The following is a 451-nucleotide window of genomic DNA, read 5'->3' on the forward strand; positions in this document are numbered from 1 at the left end:
CTTGCTGGCCAATTGTTTTGGCTGCCTGAACCGCATTATTCAACGGCATTTGTGCGACATGTTGCTCTAATTCACCTAATGAAGCTTTGAGTGTTTTTTCAGATTCACGCAATGCATTCAGTTCGGTTGCCATCTTATCGACTGCGGCTTTAGTTTCAGTGCTTAAACTACCGACTTTTTTGCGCTTCTTTTAAGGCTTCTTCGGCTTTAGCATTAAATTTGCCGTTGGCTTCTTCAATTTTTGCCGATAGACTTTTTAATAATTCATTTGTATCAGACATAATGTCTCCAATTAGTTAGCTGTGGCAAAGGCATTTACCGCCTTTTCCAATTCAGAAAGAGTGTCAGGATTAATTTCAGAGGTAGCGCTTGGCGTACCGTGAGGATTGGAAGTAGCGCTCGGCATACTTCGTGTTAAAGCACTAATAAGTTTTCTACGCTCAGAGCGAGA

1 pseudogene is annotated in these 451 nt (G+C 41.7%); it reads right to left on the reverse strand.

The features are described 5' to 3' along the window. Window positions 1-281, reverse strand: a pseudogene (locus BHE89_RS20635) (phage major capsid protein); the annotation flags it as partial. Between the last annotated feature and the right edge of the window lie 170 nt (window positions 282-451).

The sequence above is a fragment of the Shigella sp. FC1967 genome, assembly GCF_001743005.1.
In the GTDB taxonomy this organism is placed as follows: Bacteria; Pseudomonadota; Gammaproteobacteria; order Enterobacterales; family Enterobacteriaceae; genus Proteus.